22 protein-coding genes are annotated in these 23,967 nt (G+C 54.4%); 8 read left to right on the top strand and 14 right to left on the bottom strand.

Going from position 1 to position 23,967, the window contains the following annotated elements; genetic code table 11:
* The first annotated feature begins 40 nt into the window (after positions 1-40).
* Positions 41-868, top strand: a complete 828-nt coding sequence (locus LPC22_RS07170; RefSeq protein WP_229133358.1) for an ABC transporter ATP-binding protein — start codon at positions 41-43, stop codon at positions 866-868.
* Position 869: 1 nt separating this feature from the next.
* A complete protein-coding gene (locus tag LPC22_RS07165) occupies positions 870-1,421 on the top strand; it encodes an FMN-binding protein (protein ID WP_229133299.1) in 552 nt (183 codons plus the stop codon).
* A 73-nt stretch (positions 1,422-1,494) separates the two neighbouring features.
* On the opposite strand, the gene LPC22_RS07160 is transcribed toward LPC22_RS07165, so the two are convergent.
* Positions 1,495-2,784: a class I SAM-dependent methyltransferase gene (locus tag LPC22_RS07160; protein ID WP_024627059.1), complete on the bottom strand. Its 1,290-nt coding sequence runs from the start codon at positions 2,782-2,784 to the stop codon at positions 1,495-1,497.
* Positions 2,785-2,973: 189 nt separating this feature from the next.
* Between LPC22_RS07160 and LPC22_RS07155 the strand changes: the two genes are divergently transcribed.
* Positions 2,974-3,384 (top strand): DUF4186 domain-containing protein, encoded by a 411-nt coding sequence (locus LPC22_RS07155; RefSeq protein ID WP_229133298.1) that lies wholly within the window; start codon positions 2,974-2,976, stop codon positions 3,382-3,384.
* Between the two features lie 17 nt (positions 3,385-3,401).
* On the opposite strand, the gene LPC22_RS07150 is transcribed toward LPC22_RS07155, so the two are convergent.
* From LPC22_RS07150 to LPC22_RS07125, 6 genes are all read right to left on the bottom strand, one after another.
* Positions 3,402-4,784, bottom strand: a complete 1,383-nt coding sequence (locus LPC22_RS07150) for a hypothetical protein (RefSeq protein WP_229133297.1) — start codon at positions 4,782-4,784, stop codon at positions 3,402-3,404.
* A gap of 13 nt (positions 4,785-4,797) precedes the next feature.
* The gene (locus LPC22_RS07145; protein ID WP_029676084.1) at positions 4,798-5,787 is read right to left on the bottom strand and encodes an ABC transporter permease; all 990 of its coding nucleotides are present in this window, start codon (positions 5,785-5,787) and stop codon (positions 4,798-4,800) included.
* 93 nt (positions 5,788-5,880) lie between these two features.
* Positions 5,881-7,398, bottom strand: coding sequence for a sugar ABC transporter ATP-binding protein (locus LPC22_RS07140; RefSeq protein WP_229133296.1), 1,518 nt, complete (start codon positions 7,396-7,398; stop codon positions 5,881-5,883).
* A gap of 2 nt (positions 7,399-7,400) precedes the next feature.
* Positions 7,401-8,360, bottom strand: a complete 960-nt coding sequence (locus LPC22_RS07135; RefSeq protein WP_229133295.1) for an ABC transporter substrate-binding protein — start codon at positions 8,358-8,360, stop codon at positions 7,401-7,403.
* 26 nt (positions 8,361-8,386) lie between these two features.
* Positions 8,387-9,478 carry a LacI family DNA-binding transcriptional regulator gene (locus LPC22_RS07130; protein ID WP_229133294.1) on the bottom strand — a complete coding sequence of 364 codons (1,092 nt, stop codon included), beginning with the start codon at positions 9,476-9,478 and terminating at the stop codon, positions 8,387-8,389.
* A gap of 148 nt (positions 9,479-9,626) precedes the next feature.
* Positions 9,627-10,667: a LacI family DNA-binding transcriptional regulator gene (locus LPC22_RS07125; protein WP_229133293.1), complete on the bottom strand. Its 1,041-nt coding sequence runs from the start codon at positions 10,665-10,667 to the stop codon at positions 9,627-9,629.
* A gap of 131 nt (positions 10,668-10,798) precedes the next feature.
* Here LPC22_RS07125 and LPC22_RS07120 point away from each other — a divergent pair, with 131 nt between their 5' ends.
* The 4 genes from LPC22_RS07120 to LPC22_RS07105 all read left to right on the top strand — a co-directional run bounded on the left by LPC22_RS07120 (position 10,799) and on the right by LPC22_RS07105 (position 16,060).
* Positions 10,799-12,085 carry an ABC transporter substrate-binding protein gene (locus LPC22_RS07120; protein ID WP_229133292.1) on the top strand — a complete coding sequence of 429 codons (1,287 nt, stop codon included), beginning with the start codon at positions 10,799-10,801 and terminating at the stop codon, positions 12,083-12,085.
* Positions 12,086-12,309: 224 nt separating this feature from the next.
* The gene (locus LPC22_RS07115) at positions 12,310-13,047 is read left to right on the top strand and encodes a carbohydrate ABC transporter permease (RefSeq protein WP_229133291.1); all 738 of its coding nucleotides are present in this window, start codon (positions 12,310-12,312) and stop codon (positions 13,045-13,047) included.
* Complete coding sequence (locus LPC22_RS07110) at positions 13,044-13,883, top strand: carbohydrate ABC transporter permease (protein ID WP_229133290.1); 840 nt, start codon at positions 13,044-13,046, stop codon at positions 13,881-13,883. The genes LPC22_RS07115 and LPC22_RS07110 overlap by 4 nt, the downstream gene beginning before the upstream one ends.
* A gap of 29 nt (positions 13,884-13,912) precedes the next feature.
* Entirely contained in the window at positions 13,913-16,060 is a 2,148-nt protein-coding gene (locus tag LPC22_RS07105; protein ID WP_229133289.1) for a glycoside hydrolase family 2 protein, read from the top strand.
* Positions 16,061-16,286: 226 nt separating this feature from the next.
* Here the strand turns inward: LPC22_RS07105 and LPC22_RS07100 are convergent, their stop codons facing one another.
* The 7 genes from LPC22_RS07100 to LPC22_RS08530 all read right to left on the bottom strand — a co-directional run bounded on the left by LPC22_RS07100 (position 16,287) and on the right by LPC22_RS08530 (position 21,737).
* On the bottom strand, positions 16,287-17,945 hold the full coding sequence (locus LPC22_RS07100; protein WP_229133288.1) for an MFS transporter: 1,659 nt from the start codon (positions 17,943-17,945) through the stop codon (positions 16,287-16,289).
* A 474-nt stretch (positions 17,946-18,419) separates the two neighbouring features.
* On the bottom strand, positions 18,420-19,313 hold the full coding sequence (locus LPC22_RS07095) for a 3-hydroxyacyl-CoA dehydrogenase (protein ID WP_024627041.1): 894 nt from the start codon (positions 19,311-19,313) through the stop codon (positions 18,420-18,422).
* 101 nt (positions 19,314-19,414) lie between these two features.
* Positions 19,415-20,308 carry a 3-hydroxyacyl-CoA dehydrogenase gene (locus LPC22_RS07090; protein WP_024627040.1) on the bottom strand — a complete coding sequence of 298 codons (894 nt, stop codon included), beginning with the start codon at positions 20,306-20,308 and terminating at the stop codon, positions 19,415-19,417.
* Positions 20,309-20,580: 272 nt separating this feature from the next.
* Positions 20,581-20,976, bottom strand: coding sequence for a VOC family protein (locus tag LPC22_RS07085; protein WP_373312918.1), 396 nt, complete (start codon positions 20,974-20,976; stop codon positions 20,581-20,583).
* 208 nt (positions 20,977-21,184) lie between these two features.
* The gene (locus LPC22_RS08495; RefSeq protein WP_373312921.1) at positions 21,185-21,277 is read right to left on the bottom strand and encodes a DUF4411 family protein; all 93 of its coding nucleotides are present in this window, start codon (positions 21,275-21,277) and stop codon (positions 21,185-21,187) included.
* Between the two features lie 128 nt (positions 21,278-21,405).
* Complete coding sequence (locus LPC22_RS08490; protein ID WP_373312917.1) at positions 21,406-21,624, bottom strand: DUF4411 family protein; 219 nt, start codon at positions 21,622-21,624, stop codon at positions 21,406-21,408.
* A complete protein-coding gene (locus tag LPC22_RS08530) occupies positions 21,621-21,737 on the bottom strand; it encodes a DUF8813 domain-containing protein (protein ID WP_505661129.1) in 117 nt (38 codons plus the stop codon). Before LPC22_RS08530 ends, LPC22_RS08490 begins: the two co-directional genes overlap by 4 nt.
* 554 nt (positions 21,738-22,291) lie before the next feature.
* Between LPC22_RS08530 and LPC22_RS07080 the strand changes: the two genes are divergently transcribed.
* The gene (locus tag LPC22_RS07080) at positions 22,292-23,629 is read left to right on the top strand and encodes an ABC transporter substrate-binding protein (RefSeq protein ID WP_229133287.1); all 1,338 of its coding nucleotides are present in this window, start codon (positions 22,292-22,294) and stop codon (positions 23,627-23,629) included.
* Positions 23,630-23,967 lie beyond the last annotated feature (338 nt).

The raw sequence follows: 23,967 nt of genomic DNA, 5'->3' as shown, positions 1-23,967 counted from the left end.
GACGCAGGCAAAGGCGAGCGAGTCCCAGTCGGGCGGCGACATGCTGCTGGATCTGGACCATGTTTCCAAGATCTACGGCGATCTGCACGCCCTGGATGATCTGAATCTGAGCGTCCCGCAGGGTCAGTGGCTGGCTGTGGTGGGGTCCTCCGGCTCAGGCAAGACCACGCTGATGAACATTCTGGGCTGCATGGACACGCCCAGCCGGGGCTCGGTCCGCCTGCAGGGGCGGCCGTTGGAGGATCTGAGCCAGTCCCAGCTGGCCGATGTGCGCAAGAACGTGATCGGTCTGGTCTTCCAGAAGTTCTACCTGGTTCCGCATCTGACCGCCCTGGAGAACGTCATGGTGGCTCAGTACTACCACTCGGTGGTGGATGAGGACCAGGCCATGAAGGCCCTGGATCGAGTGGGTCTGGCGGATCGAGCCCGCCATCTGCCCAGCCAGCTTTCGGGCGGCGAGCAGCAGCGGGTCTGCGTGGCCCGGGCGCTGATCAACGAGCCCAAGCTGATTCTGGCTGACGAGCCCACTGGCAACCTGGACGAGGCCAATGAGCGGATTGTGCTGGACCTCTTCCGGCAATTGCATGATCAGGGGACCTCCCTGATCGTGGTCACCCACGATGCCTTGGTGGCCTCGTGTGCTCAGCGGGAGATCATGCTCAACCACGGTGTGCTGGCCGGCGAGCAGTGGAATGATGAGGAGGCCAAGCGGGCCTACCTGGCAGCCGGAGGTCGTCCGGCCTTCAGTGGGGCTCCTGGCGACACCGAGGATCAGGATATTCCCGTGGGCTTCCATGACCCCACTAAGATGGCCAAGACAGGTGGGTCTCTGCCGGGATCGACCGCTGAATCAGAAGGAGGACGCTGAGATGGCCACAAGCAAGTCTCGGGGGTTGGTCACGGCCTCGGCAACATTGGCAACCCTGGTGGCGGTCGGCTCCCTCCTAGGCGGTTGCGGAAGCCAACAGGCCAAACCCATGGACGACGAGTTCGCCGGATCGAGCGCCGAGTCCAGCTCTGCTCCAGGGTCAGCGGAAGGATCAGGTGAGGCGGGCGAGGGCAAGCCCACGGCCGTCTCCCGCGATGGACTGCCGACCGCTCCGGCTGATACGGGCAACTATCACGACGGCACCTACGCTCTGACGGGCAAGTACGGCCATGACGGGTCTGACAGCATCGATGTGGATCTGGATCTGTCGGGAGGCCAGGTGACCCGGGTCCAGGTTCAGGGACATTCGGACTCGCCCATTTCGCGGGGTCACATGGAACGCTTCGCTCAGGCTGTGCCTGGTGTAGTCCAAGGACGCCCGCTCAGGGACCTCAAGGTGCAGAAGGTGGCTGGGGCCAGCTGGACCTCGGACGCCTTCAACAAGGCCCTGGACCTGGCACGGCTGGAGGCTTCGGCGGATAGGTCGTCCTGAAAACTGGGTTGTACGGCGGCGGAAACAAAAAGGGGCGAGGATTCAACTCCTCGCCCCTTTTCAGATCTTTATACTACCGATCCCACCAGGGCCGCAGCGGATAGGTGTCCGTGCCGGTCTCGGGATCGGGCTTGATGCACTGGAACTGGTGTATCTGAATGTTGTCGAGCTCGAAGTTGAGCCGCGCTCCGGCCATGTACAGGCCCCAGAGCCGCGCCTTGGGCGCGCCCACCATGGGCTTGGCCTGGTCCCAATGCTCCTGGAGGTTCTCGGTCCAGTGCTTGAGGGTCAGCGCATAGTGCTGACGCAGGTTCTCCTGGGTGATGACCTCGAAGCCGGTGTCCTGGATGGCCAGTTCGATCTCGGCCGGGCTGGCCAGCTCGCCGTCGGGGAAGATGTAGCGGTCGATGAATCCGCCGGCCCGCTTGTGGTCGTGGGAGTTGGTGCGGGTGATTTGGTGGTTGAGCAGGATGCCGCCCGGACGCAGCTTGTCCATCATCTCCTTGAAGTAGGAGGGGTACTGCTTGTAGCCCACGTGCTCCATCATGCCGATGGAACAGATTCCGTCGAATCCGGACTCGGGTACGTCGCGGTAGTCCATCAGCCTGACCTCGGCCAGATCCTGCAGGCCCTCCTGGCGAATCCAGTTCTGGGCCCACTCGACCTGCTCCTCAGCCAAGGTCACGCCGATGACGTGGATGCCGCGGCGGGCGGCCGCGATCTCCATGGAGCCCCAGCCGCAGCCCACGTCCAGCAGACGGTCACCCTTGTTCAGGTGCATCTTGTCCAGGACCATGTTGAGCTTATGCCACTGAGCATCCTCCAGGCTGCCGTCGGCCTTCTCGAAGACGGCGCAGGTGTAAGTCATGGAGGAACCCAGGAAGAGCCGGTAGAAGTCGTTGGACTGGTCGTAGTGGTAGCTGACGGTGGCTGCGTCACCCCGGCGGGTGTGGGGGCGGATGCCTTCGGTCAGTCGCTTGGCCAGGGAAGGTCCTTCGATGGCCGGCGGCTCGGGCACGCGCACTCCGTGTGAGAAGACGGCCGCAGCTGCCCGGGCCAGCTCCATCTTGCTGGGGTGCTTGACGAAGTGCTTGAGCCCCATCAGTTCCTTGAGGACCTGGTAGGGGTTGCCTGGCAGCAGCTCGGGAGAATCCAGATCACCCTGCAGGTAGGCGCGGGCCAGACCAAGGTCGTTGGGATTTTCCGTGATGTAGTACATGGCACGGGAATTCTTGACTTCCAGATGCAGCGGCGCCTGGTCCTGCCCGAAGACCGACCCGTCGAAGGCGGTCACCTGCACAGGCGCGTCAGGGGTGAGGAAGAGCCCAATCATCTCGGCTACAGTCATCTTGCTTTTGGCCATGAAGCCCCCTTGTGTGACCCGGACATGACCGAACATGGCGGGTCTGGTAGTTAGTGGATACAAGTACTGTCTTCACCCTACCCCTGACACTGGTCCCTATCGGTGTCATGTTCGGTGAATTATTCCGCATGGGAAACCTTGCCTGGGTACAGACTCTTTGGTAAGGCTGAACATGGAGGCGAGCAGGAAATGACCAGCAGCGGATCAGCGTCGGCCCGGGCAGATGAGGCCTGGATTCAGGACACGCTTGCCAGGTTGGGACATTCGCGCTTCCGCGCTGGATTCTCTTTATCGGCCAAGGATCGCGCCTACGCCCGGGCCAAGGGCAGGGATACCATCGACCGCCATGCCCATGAGATGCTGGCCAAGCGTGTGGGGCCTGCCAACCCTTTGAAGGACGGCAAGCAGACCCCCTACCGCGGGCATCCGGTCTTCACAGCCCAGCATGCTACGGCCACCTGCTGCCGCGGATGCATCGAGCGCTGGCATCACATCCCGCGCGGCCGTGCTCTGACCGATGTCGAGGTGGATGCCCTGGCCGAGTTGGTCATGGCCTGGATCGAGCGCGACCTGGTCAATCATCCGGTCCGTCCGGCCTGACGGACCGGATGATTTAGTCAGGAGGCTTGCTTCTGGACTTGTATGTTTGTCTGAGTCTCCAAATCAGCTCTTTCCCGCCAAGATTGAGCATAGTTACCATAGATGGTGCGGATCCGAGTACCTACGGGCAGGGCTGGAGATTCGTTCTCTGTATTGGTTCCCCAGTTAACCCAGCCAGATTGTGGCCGTTGGACGATCTGAAAACCGCCTGATGGTTGTGATGTCAGCCAGATCATGCATCGCCCATTGCTGGTGTTGAATTCTGCAGTGCAATCAGCGGCCCCGGGGAAGATGGTTTGGTCTTGCAGGGATGAGACATCAATTGCCTGACTTGGCATGTGCCATGGACGTTCATTCGCATCGGCGGCCACGTGTGCCTGGTCGGTCACCTGAGCCAGATGCTCTCGAATCTGCACATCGGTGAGAGCGTGCTCCCAGTATGAGAACAGCCGCCAGTACAAATCCCAGTGTGCATTGGTTAAATCCCTGTCCAGAAGATTGCGGAAGTATGCGAATCTTTCTGGTTCTTCCTGGTGGTTTTCCGGGTTCTTGGCCTCGTTGATGATGGAAGCCACCTCTTGCTTCAACAGAGTTGCATAGGGGTCGCCTTCTCTGTAGGGGGAGCGGTTATAGGAATCAAAGCGGTCAAAGACCAGTCCTCCTTCGCCGCCTTCAAACTCATCCCCAACGGTGATGCGATCCAAAGCACAGCGGCCGTTGACCTCGGTTTCGAAGTGATCCACCTGGTATCGGCGGTCGAAAAAGTCGACATCACGGTAGAAAGTAAATTCGACCGAGAAGGACTTGCCACGCAGCTCTGGACGGAGACCATCCGGAATGCGTCCGCTCAGCAAATAGCGGTGCATGACCGGTCCGCATTCCTCAACCGTTACGTTTGCCACCACATGTTCGGGCGGGTTGATGAGCCCATTTTCCGGGGTGAAGAATGGCCCATAGAAACCGCCCATGGCGTTGTTGCCGCTCTTAAGCAGGTCGACTTGCTCCTCCTTGCTCATAAAGTGACGAATTCCCCACTTGGATGCGCCTTCTCCCGATCCTGTACCTCTGCACAGTTCGAGGTCGAAGTATCCAGTATCCAGTCTGCATACGGCATCACGCTCGTGAACTGAATGTAATGACTTGATACCTCCGGTGGCTTCAGACGATGAATCGTCAAAGACTATAATTTGGCCGTCATGCGGTTCTACTATGCCCAGATAGACCGATTTTTCGGGTGTGCTCTCCCCAGCCAGGCGTTGAAAGGGGACAGCACCTTCTTGCTCGACTTGAGCAGTCAGAATCGGCTGGTTGATTGAGCTAGGCAGACGTATGCGAATCGGTCTGGGGCCCGAGTGTGCTGGTCCGGAATAATGAATCCGATAGCTAGCGGATATATTCATGGCTGTTGCCTCCTTATGCGTCTATGCTGGCTGCTCTTCTCCTCAAGAAGGAGAATGAGAAGGAATTCTGTTTCATTCCATCAATCAGGACTGCAATGATGATGACTACGCCTTTGATCAGCTGCTGAGTGAAGAATGGCACATTCATGAGCACCAGACCGGTTGTTAAGACTCCGAAGATGACCGAACCGATGACAGTGCCTGATATGCGTCCTTTGCCTCCGGCAAGCGAGGTGCCGCCGAGCACCGTTGCAGCGATGGCATCCATTTCATAGCCATTGCCAGCCGTTGGTTGTGCTGATACGACCCTGGCGGCAAAAATGCAGCCTGCCAGACCGGCGCACAGCCCGGCAATCAGGTAGACGGACATAAGGACTGACTTGACATTGATGCCTGCCAGACGGGCGGCTTCTGGATTGCCTCCTACTGCGTAGACATGAGCTCCATACCGAGTTTTGTCCAGGACCACCCACATGACCAGATATACGACGACCATGATGATGAAGGGGATCGGTATGTGCCAGATGTATCCGTTGCCGATCGCTCTAAAAGACAGATTATTGTCAACGATCGGCAGTCCGCCGGTGATCGTGTATGCCAGCCCTCTCAGGAATGTCATGGTCCCGAGAGTGACGATGAAAGCGGCCAGGTTGCAATAGGCAATCAGCAATCCATTGACTAGTCCTGCTATTGCCCCAACGATGATGCCAAGAGAAACGGCAATCAAAGGATTCATGCCTGAGCGGGCTGCCAGTACAGCCACACATCCGCTGACAGCGATTGTCGATCCCACAGACAGGTCGATGCCGGCCGTAATAATCACCAGCGTCATGCCTGCCGCCAGAATGGCGTTGATGGATATGGCCCTGGCTACGTTGAACAAATTGCTCAACGTGCCGAAATTCGGTGCCTTTACCAGCATGAAGAGTATGAGCAGCAAAAGGACGAAGGGCATGCCAACCTTCTCCCAGATTGCCGCAATATTGACGTTTTTGCCTTTCATGATGCTTCTTTCATGTTTCAAGTTACGGTTGCCGGCTTCCCGGACGATGCATACGGACGGTGGAGCGGAACCATGTGTTTGCTGTCTTATGAGTCAGTCGAGCAACTGCGGTTTGCTCACCCCGGTGGCATATGACATCACGTTTTCCTCAGTCGCTTCTGTGGCCGGGATGTTGGCTACCACCTCGTTCTGCCGGACTACCAGAATCCGGTCACTGACTCCCAATACCTCAGGCAGATCAGAGGAAATCATCAGGATTGCCTTCCCTGCTTTTGCGAGGGAATTGATCAAGCCATATATCTCTTGCTTGGCGCCCACATCGACTCCACGGGTCGGCTCGTCAAGGATGAGCAAGTCCGATTGCTTGAGCAGCCATCGGGCTAGAACGGCCTTCTGCTGATTGCCGCCGGACAAATTGTTGATCTCGGTATGCTCCATGGTCTGGTCGATGTTGACCTCCTGCATGATGTTCCGGACGGATGCCCGCATCTTGCCCTTGCGTAGAAGATGCAGATATTGGAACTGATCCAGTGATGAGATGGCGATATTTTCTTCGACGCTCATGACGGGGAAGATGCTCTGGGTCTTTCGGCTTTCCGGCAGGTAGGCCACTCCATGATTGATTGCTGATTTTGGAGAGTGGAAAAGAACCTTGTTCCCCTGAAGCTGGACGCTGATGGAGGCGCAGCGGTCGGCGCCAATTATGGCACGTGCCATTTCTGTCCTTCCGGCGCCGACCAGCCCGGACATGCCCACAACTTCGCCGGCGTGGACGCTGAATGATACGGGCTGGTCGTCTTCCTTGATTCTGAGATTTTCGACCCTCAGAACCTCGGCGCCTTTCTGTCGGGCATCGTGCTCATAGAGTTTTTCAACCTTTCTGCCGACCATTTTGGACACGACCTGAGATTGGTCGACCTGGGAGAGCTTGTCGGTCAACACAGTCTGGCCATCGCGGAGCACGGTAATCCGATCAGCCAGACGCCAGACCTCCTCCATGCGGTGCGAGATGTAGATCAGTCCAGTGCCCTCGTCGCGAAGAGTGCTGATCAGGGTGAACAGCTGCTCCGATTCTGCTTTCGATAGGGAAGCAGTGGGCTCGTCCAGAATGAGTATTCGGGCCTTCTGGGCGAGGGCCTTGGCTATTTCGACCATTTGCTGTTCGCCGACGCCTAGTTTGCCCAACTCCGTATTTGGATCGATGTCCGCCTTGATGACCTCAAGCTTGCTTCTGGCTTCATCCTTGAGGCGCTTTTTGTCTATCAGACCGTACCGTGTCTTTGGCTCTTGGCCCAAGGCCAGGTTTTCGGCGACAGTCATGGTTGGCACGACGTTGAGCTCCTGATGGATGATGGCAATACCTTGATCCGTTGCCTGCTTGGGGGTTCGGATTTCAACAGGCTCGCCTTCGATGGCAATGGAGCCGGAATCGAGACTGAGGTTGCCTGACAGGATGTTCATCAGTGTCGATTTTCCTGCTCCGTTTTCACCCATTAGAGCCAGAACCTCATGGTCATAAAGGTTTAGGCTGACATTGTCAAGGACTGTTACACCCGAAAAGCTCTTGCAGATGTTCCGCAGCTCTAACAAGGCGGCTTTATTCTCAGACATGCTCACCACCCTTTGTACTTGTTGACGTTATCGCGAGTGATCATTTCGCTGGGAATCAGGATGGTCGTTTTCTTGGGTGTCTTTCCTTTGACCTTGTCCTGGGCGAACTTCACGGCCTGATCAACCATGGCCCTTGGATTCTGGGTTGCTGCACCGATGAAAGGCGAACCTGCCCGCTTGAGCTCGTCCACTCCTTGTGGGCTGGCATCGATGCCTGTGACGATGATCTGGTCCTGCCGCCCGGCTTGTTCCACAGCCAGGGCTGCCCCGAGGGCAGAGGGGTCGTTCATGCCGAAGATGCCCTGCACGTCCTTGTTGGCGGTGAGCATATCAGTGGTCACTGTCAACCCTGTGGCTCTGTCGTTCTTTGAGGCCTGCTGGGCTACCACTTTGATTCCAGGGTATTTCTTGAGCGCTTGCTTGCAGCCTTTGATCCTATCAGTGATGGTTTGAATGGGTGTTCCATCAACGATTAGGATGTTACCTTTGCCTTCCAGCTTCTCTGAGAGGTAAGAGCAGGAAAGTTGCCCAGCCTGTACGCCATCGGTTGTCACGATCGCATCAGCTCCTTTGGCTGGGGTGTCAACAGCCACAACGATTATGCCCGCGTCTCTAGCTCTCTTGATTGCCGGTTGCAGGCCGCTTTCATCGACGGCGGATACGATAATCAGATCCACGTTCTGCTCGATGAAAGCAGAGATTTGGTTATCCTGGGTAGCCAAATCGAGTTGGGCATCCTGAACGTTCAGACGTGCCCCGATTCGTTTTGCCTCCTTTTTTGCTTCCTTGTCCATGGAGGAGAAGAAGGGATTCGACATATCTTGGACCATCAGGCCAATGCTTTTGATTTCTGTGCGTTTTGGTGCAGACTGTCTGTCTTCATCGCCATTGCTGCAGCCGGTTAGAGCGAGCGATGCGGCCAGAATTGCCACCATCGCAGTGATGATTTTCTTGGATCTCATAATTTAATTTACCTTTCGCAAAACGGTCAGGCAGCCCCCGTTGGATACCTGCAACCGCACGATTCTCTGATCTTCAGTGATGCTTCAATCGTTTGATGGATGGGCCCCATCGTCATTTGCGGTTTCCCATCCGGTTTCGAATCGTCGTCACCTCCTTTTCTGTCTTGTTTCTGATCAATCAGTGCAAGAATGTGTTCAGCGGCCTTGGCGCCGATTCCATAGCTGTCTTCCGCAACCAGGGTGATGCGCGGTTTTAGCAGATCGGACCATATGAAGTCGTCAAACGCCACTAGCGCCAAATCGTCGGGAACTTCAATTGCCCTTGCCTGCAAGGCAGTCATGATCCCCAACAGTATTGGGTTGTTGCCGGCGATAATGACATCGGGCTGGAATTTGTCATGATCCAAAAACCCGTCGAGTGCTTTCCGTGTGGAGAACTGATCGTTGCCGCATTCTAGAACACGGATGGCGGCTCCGCATCGCGCAGCTGCTTGGCGGAGTCCTGATTCTCTGATATATCGGCTGTTCCAGACTGATGGGTAGATGACCAACAACCATCGTTTGAAGTGATGCCCCGCCAGATGGCTCCCCAGTTTGTTCGAGGCATCCTTGTTATCTGTTGTGACATAGGAGAAGTCCTCGTGAGTTGATCCAGGAGTCGAATCGACGAAGACTACAGGCATCTTCCACTCCCGCAGCCGCTGCCGGGATGAGTCGCTCAGTCCCAGGGTTGATATTATCCCTCCGGGTCGCGTTTCCAAGACATGCTGGAGCAGCAGGCTCTCGGCAGACTCTGAGTAGTGGCCGTCAATGGCGATGTCTGATATGAGCAGGTTTTCGCCCCGTATTTGGAATATGCTTTCGATTCCGCTAATCAGATCCAGATAGTAGGGATTTGACATTCCTGCTGTAAGGAGACTGACTGAGTGGTGAAGTCCCTTGCGCAGATCCCTGGCATTGACGTTGGGAATGTAGCCCTTTTCTTTAGCGACTTTCAGTACGGCGGCACGTGTGGTTTTGGAGACCCCGCTTAGGTCGTTGATGGCCCTTGACACGGCATACACGGAAAGGTTCAGCTCGTCCGCAATGTCCTTCAAGGTAACGCCAGTGTGTTTCATCATCGAATCCTAAACGTTTATTATTAGCAATATAAGAATACTATCAGGTTAATTTTGTCGGGTCAAGTTATATCCGGAGGCGATGGGCGATGATGGCATCTTTCTAATGGTGCCGGGCCCTGTAGCCTTTTGCTGTTAACGAAGTGCTTTACTGGCTCGGGGGTATCTCGCCTGAACCTCTGGCGATCAATTCAGTAGGAAGCAGGATGTGGCGGGGTTCGGCAGTTAAGCCATCGATGCGTTCGAACGCCATGTTTGCGGCTATTCGGCCGATGTTCTCAGGATTCTGCTTGATGACCGTGATTCCGGGATCAAGCATGTCAAACATATCGGCGTCATCGAAGCTGATGATTGCTATGCTCTTTTCCAATCCTCTTGTTCTTAGGGCGCGAATCACACCTCGGGCGATAAGGTTCTGTCCTGCAAAAATCGCGGTAGGCCGTTTGGCTCGTGCCCGGTCTAACAGTCTGCATGTGACGGTGTATGCTTTGCGTTCATCCATGTCGTCAACGAGGTCAATATTGTCCATCGGCAGGTAGCTCTCCTTGATGGCAGCGAGGAAGCCTTTTCTCCGTTGGCTTACGGTATACACGTTTTTCTTGGCCCCTAGGTAGGCCATGTTCCTGTGCCCGATGGATAAAAGCGCCCGGGTTCCACTGATTGCACCGGCATAGTTGTCAGACATGACGGTGTCTGAAGGTAATCCCATAGAAGTACTGTCGGCAAAGACGACGGCCAGTCCACGACGCATTTCGGGAATCAGGTAGTCCTGTGAGCTGGCGGCTGTGACCAGGATCAGTCCGTCTATCCGCCGGCTCAGCATTTCGTCTACGGTATTGGAGTCCCTGTCTTGATTACCGGTCAACGCCGAGGCCAGAACCAGACTGGAGTGCTGCACGGCGACGCTGTCAATGGACCAGTGCACCGATGAGGAGAAGGGATTGGGTCTGGCTCCCAGCAGAACCCCGAGGGTTCTGCTGTGGCTTTTGCCACGTTTCAGATCGGCTGCATGCACGTCGGGCCGATAGTGCAGTTCCTCAATGGCCGAAAGGACTCGCTCCTTGGTTGTCGAAGATACATAGGGCTCTTCATTGATCACGCGGGATACCGTCTTTGGCGCGACTTGTGCAAGGGCCGCCACGTCCTTGATCGTGGGGTGGCTGTTCGCATTGCCACTGTTCTGTGTCATATCTAGCATTGTCCCCCGTGAATTGACAACGGTCTGTAATTAGTATAGTTTTACATATGTCAACGTTGTCAGACAACGTTGACATATGTCACTATGAGGTGGCGTTGGTTACGTCCAATGAAGGAGAGACCATGAAACTATCGTTCGCCAAGAGGGCATGCACCTGTGCAGTGGCTGTCCTGTCCTTATTCGGTTTTGGGGGGTGCGGTTCTTCCCAGCAGTCGGGTACCATTACTTGGCTCAGTGCGAGGCCCGCCAGCGAAGGAAGCATAAAAGCAATCAAACAGATCGCTGATGAGTACGCGAAGTCGCATCAGGGTTTCAAGTTGGAGTTTCAGAATATCTCTGATCGGCCGTCATATAACCAAAAGTTGAAAGTGCTGGCATCCAGTAACCGTTTGCCGGAGTTATGGGATGCCGATCCCGACCCGTACTTCGCCAAGCTTGTCAAGGACGGCCGTGCCGAAGATATCGGAAAACTCTACAAGGACATTGGCGTAACCAACCGCTTTTATAACATATCCACCAAATACCCGACAATGGCTGATGGCAGTCTGCACCTAATGACTTTCAACGCTAATGCGGAGTACTTTTGGTACAACAAAGATGCCTTCCGCAAAGCAGGAATTGCAGAGGAACCTAAGACCTTCGACGAGTTGCTGACTGACCTTCAGAAGCTTAAGGACATGGGCGTTATTCCGATCGCTCTTGATGGCAAGGACCAGTGGCCTTTTTACAGGTTCCTGGGGATGATTCCATACAGGGAAACCGGCAATGAGTTCCTGGCCAAGCTCAAGGTCGGAAAGGAGTCTATGGCCAGTCCGACTGGTCAAGCAGGAATTACCTTCTTACAAAAAATGTCTACATATTTCCAGCCTGGCTTCACGAATTCGGATGCCACTGCTACCTTGAATCTGTTCAAGAGCAAGCGCGCTGCGATAACGTATGACGGAACTTGGAACCTCCCGTCCTACGTTGACGATTCCGGCAATCTGAAATCGGATATCGGCTATTTCCGTCTACCCATGCTTGGTAAGGGGGACAAGACTGCACCCTCGGACTTCTTTGCCAATTCGGGCATCGGTACTGCCGTCAGCAAGGGCAAGCTAACTCCCCAGCTGAAGGATTTTCTCAAATATCTATTTGGCAAATACGGTGATGTGGCTTTGAATGATTATCGAGTCATCCCTTCAGTCAAGCCCAAGGGCAGCGTCAAGACCCCCCGCATATATCAGGACGTCCTGTCCGACATAGCCAAGGTCAACGATTATGCACAAGTTTGGGATGTGCAACTTGATGCAAATACGGTCAGTGTACTTGGACGACAGTGCCAAAGCCTGCTAGTGGACAATACCTCAACGCATGAGTTTGCGGCCAATGTCGACAAAGCCATCGCTCAATACAACAAGGCCAAGTGAAGGCGGATATGCAAAGATCTAATCCAGCGGATTCCATCCCGCCACGGATAGTGCGTCGGAGGCGGTTCTGGCCGGGTCATCCGTCCAGGGGGAACAGGGCCATCAGTTCGGGAGCGGCGTGGCCCTATTACCTGCCTGCGGTCCTCATCTTTACGCTCATAGTGGTTGTCCCTATCATCTGGTCGTTCGGCGCGAGTCTGTTTGACTGGAATGGGATAGGAGCCATGCGATTCTCGGGCTTGGCGAATTTCAAACTGATGCTGACCGACAAGGTGTTCCGCGCGGCTTTCCTCAACACCATTTTCTTCACCCTTCTAGGTACCTGCGTTCAGATGCTTATGGGTTTGGTGATGGCCCTGTTGGTCTTGTGCATTGACCGATTTCGGACCATCATCAGAACGGTTTATTTCATTCCGTGCGTCATTTCCTCAGTTGCTATCAGCCAGATCTTCGCCCAGATGCTGGCTGTCAATCCGCCGGGGGTCGTGCCGGCGGTAGGCAGCCTGTTCGGGCTGGCCCCTCACGCTTTGCTCTCGGATCCTCACTGGGCCTTGGTGTTGGTGACGCTCATAGATGCTTATAAGTTCGCCGGCATATACATGGTCATCTACTATGCAGCTCTGGAGTCAGTCGATGCCGAAGTGCTGGAAGCGGCATTGATTGACGGCTGCAATTGGTGGCAACAGCTCGTCTACATAAGGGTGCCTCTAATCAGGGCGGTCTTGGAGGTGACGTTGGTGATGCTGGTTTCTGGATGCTTGAAGGGGTTCGATGTCTCCTATGTGCTTACTGGAGGTGGTCCCGGTTCGTCCAGCGAGCTGGTGTCTACCTACCTGTACAAGACAATCTTCATATCCGGGAATTTTGGCTACGGTAGCGCTATTAGCATCTTCCTAGCGGTGGAGTGCCTGGTAACGCTTCTTATTCTGCGCCGCCTGTTCGGGAGAGGGGACAAAGCATGACTACGAAGCCAGGCAGGAAAACCAGGGGATTGGTATATGCGATTATCGCAGTTTTCGTCCTGGTGCAGATATACCCGATTCTTTGGGTCACACTCTCTTCGTTGAAAAGCCCCGATGAGCTCGCAGATAGCTTGGCTTATCAACTGCCCAAGGGTCTGTATCTGGGTAACTACGTGAGAGCCTTTGCCACATCGGGTCTACTGCGATATTTGATTAACAGCACCATAGTTGCGGTGCTGACCATTCTGGTCACCGTCATGGTCGGAGCTCCTGCGGCGTTTGCCATTGAAAAGCTGCGGTTCCGGGGTGCGGATAAGGTGCTTTCCTATTTGCTGGTAGGACTTCTGGTGCCTTCATTCGCAGCTTTGTTGCCTCTGTTCGAAGTGTTTAACAAAATCGGCATTACGGACACCTATCTGGCCCTTATCATTCCGCAATTGGCTTTCAATCTGCCGATGTGCGTCTATCTGTACGCAGGATTCATGAAGGAGATACCGGATTCGTTACTGGAGGCCGCTCGTATCGATGGAGCCGGAACCTGGCAGATCTTTTCGAAGATCGTCATGCCGCTTTCCCGCAACACCACTGTGACTGTGGCGACCTACAACTTTGTCTTCATCTGGAATGAATTCGTATTTGCCAACACCTTTATGGTTCGCAGCGATATGAAAACCCTCCCGATAGGTTTGAACGACTTTGTCGGTATGTATGGGCAGACCGACTTGGGAGCCACATACTCAGCAATAGTCGTGTCTATGATTCCGACCCTTATACTCTACTTCTTCCTGAACAGACAGGTTATTTCCGGCATGGTGGCCGGAGCGGTCCGTGGGTAAAGGCACTGGGAACAGAATTAAGGAAAATAATGAACAAGCAATTGGACATCAGTAGTGATTGGAGCGTTCTACAGGACGTCAATGATGTCGGTGAAAAATTAAAACTCTATGAGGATCGCGACTGTACGCAGGTCGGACCGCAGATATCAGAGTGGGAGCCGTTGCCGGCTCTGGAGCATCTCCAGTGTCTGTTGGATGAACAGCCTTATTGGGGACGCCGGCTGCGGTATTTCAATCAGGCACCTTGGTGGTATCGTCGGCTCATTAAGCTTGATAATTCTGAGACGGACGGCAAGATTCTGCTGCGGTTCAGCAATGTCGATTACTTTTGCAAGGTGTGGATGAACGGGCAACTCCTTGGCTCCCATGAGGGCTACAGTGAGTCGTTCGTCTTTGATGTCAGCAATGTCGTACACTCCGGCACGAATATCCTGATGGTCAAGGTCTGGTCACCTTGGGATAGGCAGATAAGGAATGATGACGTTGAGAACCGTACCTATATGGTTGAAAGGAGATTGGTCAAAGGAACCTACGAGCATGATGACGGCCTTATAGCCCGTGACGTGAATCCCGTGGGCATTTATGGCAAGGTCACCCTATCGATTCATGAGTCTGCTTGTCTGGCTGAAGATCCGCGCCTGAGCGTGTGGATGGATGATCAGGGTCGTGGAAGAATAATCGTCAGAGGGAAAGCACTCGGTTGCGGTAATGATCATCCATCTGTGCTGAGAACCCTGGTGCGGGATCCAGCTGATGGCCGTGTGCTGCTTGACGCGGATAAGCAGGTCCAGGGACCTTTCGAGTTCAAAGCTGCCGTTGATGACGTGACGCCTTGGTTCACTTGGGATCTGGGAGAGCCGAAGCTCTATGACATGACATTGAGCTTGGACGGCGAACAGGTGGAAAGCCGGAAGATCGGATTCCGGAATGTCAAACTTGATCGTGATGAATCGACAACCCGGTTCGTGCTTAATGGAAAGCCCCTGTATGTGCGTGGGACATCCTATTTCCCTGATGTCTATATATCTCGAATGCACAGAATGCGGTACCTGCGTGATTTGCAGGCTATCAAAATGGCTGGATTCAACTTGATCCGGGTGCATGTGCATGTCGAGAAGCCGGAATTGTACGATTTATGCGACCGCATGGGCATTGCCGTGATCCAGGATTCAGAATACAACTGGAACCAGCCCAGGACTTCTGAGTGGGCGGAAACGTTTGTACGGTTGTTTGTCAGTACCGTCAAAACCCTCGATAGACATGCCAGTATTTTTAGCTGGATATGTCTTAATGAACCAGGCGTGGTGGATGTGCCGAAGGGCACACAGGGCACGGCTATGCAAGTGAGTCCAGGCCCTGCCATCTATCGACGGGTCACTCAGACAGACCCGACTCGTCCAGTTATCAAAGGCTCGTATTGCGCTGATGATCTGACCAGTGGAGACAGCCACAACTATACGGGATCGCTGGATACTCCTCCCACGTCGTATACGTTGATTGACGGCACGAAAGAGAAGTTCAATACAGAATTTGGTTTCGACGCCCCCGGCTACTTTGGAAATTTGAGGAATCTCGGGACGTTGACAGAGCGTATAGCGGCCTTGGAGCCTTTGACAGGAACATTGCAACGTTATCAGACTGAGCTGCTCAAGTATTACATCGAGCACTATCGCTGTCAAAGAGCTGCACCCAATTGGGGATATGTACAGTTCATGTTCATAGACCTGTGCCCGCAAAGCTTCTATGGGCTGTTGGATTGGTGGGGGCAGCCGAAACCTGCATACGAGGTGGTTGCCAGGATCAATCAACCCATAGGTGTTTTCTTGAATAGGTGCAGCAAAAAGGTCTCTGGATTGGTTGTTGCCAATGACTCCCCCAAGGATCTAGGTCAGGTTTCCGTTACCTGGCGATTCGTGAATTTGCAAGGGCGCGAGGTGCTGAAAGGAAATGCATCTATTTCACTCGCGCCTTTTTCAAGCGTTCAGATACAGGAGGTCTCACTCGCCTCACAGCAAAATGATGGCGACGATTTATCGGCTTACCTGACCCTGTGTGATGGAGAAAAAAGAGTTCTGGCATCAAACAGCTATGACAGTGTCTTCAGCCATCCTGAGCATCCGTCTGGCCATCCTGTAAGGCTCAGCCATGAGTTTGGAGTCCGCCTATATTCTGCCTGAACGGCAGTAAGAGAGTGGTGATGGAATCGAGAATCGGCCGGTGGCTTGAAATAATTTTCTTTTCAAGTCGCCGGCCGAATACTTTGCCTGTCGTATTCTCGACACATCGACAGTGAAGCAGCTAAGCTGTCGCCTTATTCTCAAAGGAGAAAGAGATCTCCCGTATGCAGCTCAGACATAGTCGCCTAAGCAGAGCCTGGATGTTTACGCGACTTGACGGTGGTAGCTACTTCTTGTTTTTGGCTCCGGAGCGGGGAATGCCCAGAAGTTTGCGAGTCTCGGCAACCAGCTTTTTCGGTGTCTTGCGCACGCCGCTCTCTTCGGCATCCTTGATGATGGTCTTCACGTCCAGGTCGGGGTTATGGTCTTGTGTGGCCACCAGGTCGCGTGCCTCCTGCCGGTTGAGCACGGTGGGCAGGGTGCCGGGCATGGGGCGCCGGGCGGTCTCCGCCAGGAAGAGCACGGTGATCAGACCGCAAGTTGAGGTGAACATGATCCAATAGGCGGGTGCCAGGGACTTGCCGGTCGCGGTCACCAGTCCCTCCATGATGACAGGCGCGGTTCCGCCGAAGACGGCCACGGCCAGGTTGTATGACAGTCCCATGCCGCCGTAACGGGAAGCGGTGGGGAAGAGGGCTGGCAGGGTGGAGGCTAGGTTGGCCACGAAGAAGATGACCGGGATGGCCAGCAGAACCAGTCCACCGAAGACGGCACCCGTGGTCTCGTGCTCCAACAGTCGGAAGGCCGGCAGAGACAGGCATAGTCCGGTGATGGCTCCCATGAACAAGACCTTCTTGCGGCCAAAGCGGTCGGAAAGAGCCCCGGTGATGGGGATGCAGCAGGCCACTAGGAGCAAAACCGGCAGGGAGAGCAGGTTGGCCTGGGCCGTGTTGTAGTGCAGAGTGCCCGACAGGTAGGTGGGCATGTAGGCGGTCAGCGTGTAGCTCAGGGTGTTGGCCGCTGCTACCAGGATGAAGGCCATGAGTAGTTCCCGCCAATAGCCCCGGATCAGATCCAGCAGGCTCTTGTGCTGGCTCTTGGTCTTCTCGTCGCTGGCATCCTGGGCCTGACGGAAGGCAGGGGTGTCCTGGACCTTGGCCCGGAAGTAGACTGCGATGGCGGCCAGCGGCAGGGCAATGATGAAGGGGATGCGCCAGCCCCAGGCCAGCATGGCCTGCGGGGAGATGGAGAACTCAAGCAAAGAGACCAAAGCTGCTCCGAAGGCGTAGCCCAGGTAGGATCCCACATCCAGCAGAGAGGCGAAGAAGCCGCGGTGCCGGTCAGGGGAGTATTCAGTGACCATGGTCGAGGCGCCCGCGTACTCGCCACCGGTGGAGAAGCCCTGGATCAGCTTGAGCAGGATGAGAAGAATAGGTGCCAGGGGACCGACGGCCGCATAACTGGGCAGAAGGCCGATCAACAGGGTGGCTGCGGACATACTCAGCAGGGTAAAGGCCAGGATGCGCTGGCGGCCGATCTTGTCGCCCAGCTGGCCCAGGACCACGCCGCCCAAGGGTCGAGCGATGAAGGTGACAGCGAAGACACCCAAGGAGAAGAGTCGTTGCACGGCATCGGATGCGTCGGACAGGAAGACACGGCCTATCGTCACTGCCAGGTAGCCGTAGACCCCCACGTCGTACCATTCCATGAAGTTGCCGACCACGGTGCCGGCGATGGCCCGCTTGAGGGTGGACCTGTCCACCACGTTGATGTCGGTCAGATGCAGGCGTTCGCTCCAGCCCCGATGGGGTTTGGGATTTTGCTTGCGGGCCTTGCGCTTGGCTGCGGCCTGCTGCTTCTTGATCTGCTTGGCTGTCTGTCGATCACGCTGTTTCTGCTCATGTTGGCTGCTGGATGCAGCCGAAATCTTATCGTCCTCTGCCATTGTTCCTTCTCCGGCCACTAGGCCGTTGTTCGTCTTTTCCGCCTTTGTGATTTCCCTGTCTGCCTCTTCCTTTAGCGGTTTTCACAAAAATGCCATAAATACACAGCTTACCACGCCCCCTGTTGTGAGCTGTGAAAGGCCAAGCTTCGCCCTCACAGCTCACTTGGGAGGATTCGATTCAGACCTTGAGAAATCCGGGACCCCGGTAGTCGTTATCTGGGAAGTGGAAGAAGTCCTATCAGTCTCTTCTCACAGCTTGTCCAGGAAGGGCTTGGCTCGAAGATTGCCGCCCTTGTGCTAGCAGAGGATGCTGTAGGCGGTCCGAAGGAGCCCTTGGGTACGCCTGAGAGCTGCGTGACGATAGGCTCCGATCGAGAATGACTGATGAAAAGTGGGCCCGCCGGTTGAGGGGGAGGTGCGTCGCAACGCGGTCCCTCAGAACGGGCGGGCTCTGTTTGGCGGAAAGCGGTCCTATCAGGCCTTCAGGAAGTTAGGATCAGCAAAGGCGGGGTTCGGATAGGTGTAGAAGCCTTGTCCAGAGTCCTTGCCGGTCTTGCCCTCGTCCATCATCTTCTGGATCTTATCCATGAAGGGCTTGAAGTCAGGGTTGTCGCCCTGCTGCTCCTTGGTGATGTTGAAGGCGGTCCGCAGCCCCACAACGTCAAAGATGGCAAAGGGTCCCATGGGGGCGCCCGTGCCGATCATCCAGGTCTTGTCCACGGTCTCCGGATCTGCGATGTCGTGGCCCCAGAGGTGGGCGGCGGCGTTGAGCAGGGGGATGAGAAGGGTGTTCAGGACGTATCCTGGCTGCTCCTTCTTCAGGACGATGGGAACCATGCCGATTTCCTTGGCATAGTCCACGATCTCGTTGAAGACCTTGGGGTCGGTCTGCTCGGAGCCCATGATCTCTGCGGTGTTGTTCAGCCAGACCTGGTTGGCGAAGTGCATGTTCAGGAACTTGTCCGGCCTGCCCGTGTCGGGTGCGAAGGTGCTGGGCACGTAGGTGGACGAGTTGCTGGTGAAGATGGTGTCCTTGGGCGCCAGTTTGGCCAGGCTCTGGTAGAAGTCGTGCTTGATGGAAGGCTTCTCGGGGACAGCCTCGATGACCAGGTCGGCGTTCTTGACAGCCTCGGCCATGTCCGAGCTGTACGACATGTTGTTCAGGCCTGCGTCGAACTGCTCATCAGTGGCGTTGATATCGTGCTTGTAGGAATCCCGCAGGTTCTTGACGCGCTCCTCTGCTGCCGCCACAGCCTGGTCGTTGATGTCGTAGATCGTCACTTTCTTGCCTTTGAAGGCTGACTGATAGGCGATCTGGCTGCCAAGCACCCCGCCGCCGGCAACCGTAACATTATGAATGTTCGTCATAGAAACCTCTTTCATTCGTGGTATCCATCCTCGGATACGCTCTTCCATAGTAGAGCCAGGTCTTGAACGGGGCCTGGCTCACAGATTCGGCAGACAGACGATCAGGCCTTGAGGAAGTCCTCATCCTTGTAACGCGGGTTCGGATAGTCGTAGAATCCGTGGCCTGCGTCACTGCCGGTCTTGCCCTCGTCAAGCATCTTCCGGACCTTCTCCAGGAAGGGCTTGAAGCCGGGGTCGTCGCCTTTCTGTTCCTCAATGATGTTGTAGATGGTCCGCAGGCCGACCGCGTCGTAGGCGCCGAAGGGGCCAACTGGCGAGCCAGTGCCGATCATCCAGGTCTTGTCGATGGTTTCAGGGTCTGCTATGTCATTGCCCCAGAGGTAGCCGGCATCCTCCAGGAAGGGAACCAGCAGGCTGTTGAGGATGTACCCGGGCTGCTCCTTATGGAGAGGGATGGGAACCATGCCGATTTCCTTGGCATAGTCCACAATCTCGTTGAAGATGTCGGGGTCGGTCTGGTTGGAACCCATAATCTCTGCGGTGTTCATGCGCCATACGTGATTGGCGAAGTGAAGGCAGAGGAACTTAGTCGGACGACCGGTGTCGGCAGCATAGGTGCTGGGTACATAGGTGGAGGAGTTGCTGGCGAAGATGGTCTTCTCGGGGGCTACCTTGGCCAGACTCTGGTAGAAGTTGTGCTTGATGGAGGGTTTCTCGGGAACGGCTTCGATGACCAGGTCGGCATTCTTAACGGCGTCAGCGAGGTCTGCGCTGTAGGTCAGATTGTTCAGCCCAGCATCGAACTGCTCGTCGGTGGCGTTGATGTCCCGCTTGTAGAGGTCTCGACGGTTCTTGATCCGCTGCTCAGCCGCTGCAATGGCCTCATCATTGATGTCGTAGACTGTGACTTTCTTGCCCTTGAATGCTGATTGGAAGGCGATCTGGCTGCCCAGCACCCCGCCGCCGGCAACCGTGACATTCTCAATGTTCGTCATGAGAAACTTCTTTCATTATCGGGCGCCCCGCATTGGACGCAATGCTCATTCTAGTGGAGAGAAACAGGCGGAATTGAAAGGAGTTTTGTGTCAAAAATGGCTATTTTCTAGGGAAATTGGGGTGAGTTCAGTGCCTTGCCGGTTGCAGATAAATATGTTGCATTGCTCACATGGGATTGCCCGTATGGAGCGGTTCTGCCCGAGCTTGGGGCAACATCCGGGCAGCGAACCGCGCGCTCGCTGCATGCACGATTCGCCTGGGCGGGTGGCGGTCAGAGAATCTGGCAGAACTCGATGGTCTCCTGGTTGGGGCCGATGACGTTGAAGTAGCGGATTCCGTGCTGCCAGAAGGTGGGAATGGACTGGATGGAGTCCTCTCTGATCTTCAATCCCATCTCCAGGGCATGCTCGTATGCGGCATCGATGTCTGGCGTATCCAGCGCCCAGTGGTTGATGGCCCCGGTGCGCATGGGCGCAGGCTCGCCCTCCCAGGTTTCGATGGTCAGATGGCCCAGACGCAAAAAGGCGCAGCGGTTCTCTCCGTTGGGGTAGATGCCGACCAGCTCGAACCCGAGTTTGTTGGTGTAGAAGTCGATGGTCTCGTCCAGATCGCGGGCAATCATGCCCGAGTGTTGCAAATCCTTGACGTAGTCCGACATTGGTCTCATGATGGCCGCTCCTTTGGTACCTTGATCCTGCGATGCTTCCTTGCATCTACTCTAGGCGGTGGTGCGTCTGGAGATGGTGGCGAGATAAAAAGTGCAACAAACTTCGTAGTCTGAATTTTTAGAAGCCTCCATCGTTCTGCATGAAAGTGAACAGGCTCTCAGTATTAATCGAGAGCTGGGAGGCGACAGTCGGAATCTTGGAATGTCTCTATGGGCGATCCGATTCAGCTTGAGGTTGCTCGAAAGTCACGATAGTAGCGTCATAAAACTTGGCCGTAGCAATTAACCAGGGATCAGCGATATGTTTGTTGGCTCATTCACGTACCGCTGTGGGTTGGTAACTGTTTTCAGGGTGGGTGATTTGGTTGAGCACTGTCCTATACGCTTCTACAATGCCGTCCACTTCCTCGCAGATAACCATAGTATTTTTTACTTCGTCCAACCAGGTATCGATCTCCGGGCAGTTGTGGCCGTATACCTCGTTACCTTGTCGATGATTGCCACTTGGTCCTTGCTAACCAAATCCTGCAGATGCTGCCAAAAAGGTGCTGACAAATCGAACTGAGGGTTGTAATACGGGTTGTAGGGTTCGATCAGGCAGTTTGCATCGTCTAGAAAGGGAGGGCTGATAAGTTGCTCTTGTATCATGAGACGACCCTCTTCATGAGCTTAGTGAAAGTGTCGTCTGTGATACCTGTGAGATGATAGGCATCTAAATATGTGGTTCCCCCTTTGGCCACGCTGCTTGCTAGTTGTTCCAGGAATCGGGAATCGAATCTGCTCAGTTCAGCGTTGTAAAAGTACTTTTAGAAGACTGCGTTGTTGAAAAATACAATCAGATCAGGCCGGTCCATATGAAAATATTGGGTGTCTTCAGGCTTATCTATGTCCGCAAGTTGTTACCCCCCCCCCCCCCCTAGATTCCTAAGGGCGCCGGGGAAGTCTGCATTTTGAATCAGCTCAGTCAAATGTCGCGATTGAGGACGACAAGTTTTTGGAGCAACTGGCTTCAGAGGTTGACAGCCTAAATAACGCATACCTCTGTTGAATTACCGCTAGAAGAACACGGTATTGGTTATTTATTCTTTGTTTGTTCTGTGCAGAAAGCCAGTGTCCTGCATTGGCTTTGTTCTCATTAATGAGGTGTGTTATTCAGCGTTGTTTCAATCGGATGGCGTAGTTGCGTATTAGCAGGCAAGTGCTAAAGTGTGGTTTAACGTCAAATCAACGTTGATGTTGAAGTTACCTCGTGAAGTCAAAAGTGATGTCGTTCATATAAGCGTCATGTGATTGCCGCTAGATTGCGGGAGGAACAATGGTATCGGTAAAAAAGATACTGACGAGTGGAACAGTTGTGTTGTCGGTATTGGGTTTGGCTGCGTGCGGCGGTTCTCAATCCGGAGGAAAGTCAAATGCCGAAGGGCCTACGGAAATTACCGTTTGGGCTTGGGAAAAGACATATCAAACTGTAATAAAGCCGTTTGAGGCCAAGTATCCCAATATTAAAGTCAAATTAGTCAATGTTGGGGTTGGCAATGATCAGTACAAGGCATTGAATAATGCCTCGGAGGCTGGCTCAGGTTTGCCGGATGTAGCCCAATTCAGCTATGAAGATCTTCCCGAGTTCCAGATTAAGCATATCGTCAAAGATATCAGCAAGTATGTTCCCAGTAATTTCAAGAATGACTATACAAAGGGAACATGGGCTTCATCAGCCATTAATGGTGGTATTTATGGGCTGCCAATGGACTCTGGCCCCATGGCTATGTTCTACAACAAGGAAGTTTTTGACAAGGCCGGCGTGAACGAACCACCGAAGACCTGGGATGAGTATTATGAGGCAGCCAAGAAAGTAAAGGCTGCCGGATCATACATTGAGGCTGATTCCGGCGATGCTGGATTCTTCAAATCAATGATATGGGCCTTTGGCGGTCATCCATATGATTATTCAAAAGATGGGCAAAATATAACGATTAATTTGTCCACCGACAAAGGTACTCAGCGTTTTTTGGAGTTTTGGCAGCGCATGTCTGATGAAAATCTGGTCAACAAAAAGCTGTCTGTATGGTCGGATGAGTGGAATAGGAGCTTAGGAGATGGCTCTACTGCGGCGCTTTTGATCGGGGCTTGGATGCCGCCGAATTTGCTCTCCTCGGCTCCTCAAGCCGCTGGTAAATGGAGAGTTGCTCCCATGCCTGTGCTGCATGAAGGCGATAAGCATAATTCTGAAAATGGCGGGTCGGTATTGGCTGTGATTGATAAGACCGCTAAGGCTGATGCCGCCTACAAATTCGTGGAATATGCCTCTCACGACCGTGAAGCTATTAAATTGCGTGTTGGAGCTGGGGCATTCCCTGCGGATACCAAGACTTTGGCGGACAAGCAGTTTTTGGATTCAACATCCGTCAAGGGAGGCGACGGTAAGGCCGTTGAGTATTTTGGCGGGCAAAAGTTCAATGAAGTATTGTCGCAGGCAGCAAAAGATGTCGATCCTAATTTCAAGAATATACTGTTTAATGTTTATGCAAGCAGCATCTATGGCGACTATGCTTCTAAGGCTTATTATGGCCAATCTACCTTTAAGCAAGCAATTACTGATTGGCAGAATAGCTTGAAGAAATATGCAAGTCAGCAGGGCTTCACAGTTAAATAGCTATTAGCACACGTAAACAATATTCTGCCGTTCTCGACAGAAGCGTTTGCCCGCATGCAAACATTTCTGTCGAGAGACGGCCAACCACGTTGATATTTTGAGTTTGTTGAAAAGGGTCAAGATATGGGTAGGGGAGTTGTAAGCGCAAGCGGTCATACGGCATCAGTGCCGCATCGTTCGCGGACGGCCGCTCGTTGGCGTGGTTGGTTGTTTATGGGGCCGTTTGCGGTGGTGTTTGTGGTGGTGTTTGTGGTGCCGGTGGTGTATGCGGTGTGGATTTCGTTGTTTCAGCATCGGATGGTTGGTGGGACGGTGTTTGTGGGGTTGGCGAATTATCG

The organism is Bifidobacterium mizhiense (assembly GCF_020884755.1).
GTDB lineage: Bacteria > Actinomycetota > Actinomycetes > Actinomycetales > Bifidobacteriaceae > Bombiscardovia > Bombiscardovia mizhiensis.
The sequence above is the reverse complement of the archived record's forward strand: the minus strand, read 5'-3'. Positions and strand labels throughout refer to the sequence as shown.